Consider the following 1,666-nt stretch of genomic DNA (forward strand, 5'->3'; position numbering starts at 1 on the left):
TCGACGGCCCGGAGGACCGCAGCGGCGTGGTCATCCGCGGCGAGGCGGGCATCGGCAAGTCGGCGCTGGCGGCTTCGGCGGCCGCGGCCGCCTCGGTGGCGGGACTGCGGGTGCTGCGGACGACCGGGGCGGAGGCGGAGCGGAACCTGGCCTACGCCGGGCTGCACCAGCTGCTGTACCCGGTCCGGGCCGGGGTGGCCGAGCTCCCCGCGCCGCAGCGGGACGCCCTGCGGACGGCGCTGGGGCTGGCTGCCGGGGCCGAGCCGAGCGCCTATCTGGTCGGGCTGGCCGTGGTGACGCTGCTGGCCGAGGAAGCGGCGGTGAAGCCGTTGCTGCTGGTGGCGGAGGACGTGCACTGGCTGGACCGGGCGAGCGCGGATGTCCTGGCGTTCGTGGCGCGGCGGATCGAGACCGAGCCGATCGTCCTGGTGGCGACGCTGCGCGACGGGGTCGAGTCCCCGCTGCTCTCGGCGGGGTTGACGTCGATGGTGCTGGACCGCCTGCCGGCGGATGCGGCGGCGGAGGTGCTGGATTCGGTGGCGCCGCGGCTGGCGCCGGCGGTCCGGACGCGGTTGCTGACGGAGGCGGCGGGGTTGCCGCTGGCGTTGACGGAGCTGCCCTCGGCGGTGGCCTCGCTGGACGGGCTGGATCCGGTGTTGCCGCTGACGGAGCGGCTGGAGCGCACGTTCACGGCCCGGGTGGCGGCGCTGCCCGAGGCGACCCGGACGGCGCTGCTGGTGGCGGCGCTGAACGAGACGACATCGTTGACCGAGACCTTGGCGGCGACGGGAGCGCTGCTGGCGGTCTCCGCTGACCCCGCGATCCTCGCCCCCGCCGTCGAAGCACGCCTGATCGAGCTGTCCGCCGGAGCCGTCACCTTCCGGCACCCCCTCATGCGGTCCGCCATCCCCGCCGCCGCCACCCCGCTCGACCGCCGGAACGCGCACCGCGCCCTCGTCGAAGCCCTCCACGACCAGCCCGATCGGCGTGCCTGGCACCAGGCCGCCGCCACCGCCGGGCCCGATGAGACCGTCGCCGCCGAACTCGAACGCACCGCCGAGCGGGCCCGCTTCCGCGGCGGTGCCGCGGCCGCCATCGCCGCTCTCGAGCAGGCCGCGCGGCTGAGTCCCGACGCCCAGGACCGGACCGACCGGCTGCTGCTGGCCGCCGGACTGGCCGTCGAGTCCGGGCGGCGGGAGACCGCCGAACGCCTGGTCCACGCGGCCAACCCGGCCGACCCGCGCCGCCGGGCCACCGCCGGCCGGCTGCTCAGCGAGTTCGAAGACGGCGTCCGCGAAGACCCCGCCCGCGTCGCCGAACTCGCCCGGACCGCCGCCTCCGTCGCCGCGGACGGGCAGCACGACGCGGCCATGCGGATCCTCTGGAGCGCCGCCATGCGCTGCTTCTGGACCGAACCCGGCCGGGAAGCGAGGCACGCTCTGCTGGACGTCGCCGATCGGCTGCCCATCCCCGAAACCGACCCGCGGATCGTCGCCGTCAACGCCTACGTCGCTCCTTTCGAACGCGGCGCGGCCGTCCTCGGACACCTGCGGGAGCTGGTCGCCAGGACCGGTGCCGATCCCGAAGTCGACCGGTACCTCGGCAGCGCCGCGCTGCAGGTCGGCGCCTTCGACCTCGCCGCCCGGTTCTCCGCCGCCGCGGCTCC

1 protein-coding gene is annotated in these 1,666 nt (G+C 76.4%); it reads left to right on the forward strand.

Annotated features, from left to right (window positions below; translation table 11 throughout):
• Nucleotides 1-1,666: AAA family ATPase (locus CCN39_RS47540; protein ID WP_158104624.1), on the forward strand; the 1,666-nt coding region annotated here is incomplete at both ends.

This window comes from Amycolatopsis kentuckyensis (assembly GCF_002155975.1).
GTDB lineage: Bacteria > Actinomycetota > Actinomycetes > Mycobacteriales > Pseudonocardiaceae > Amycolatopsis > Amycolatopsis kentuckyensis.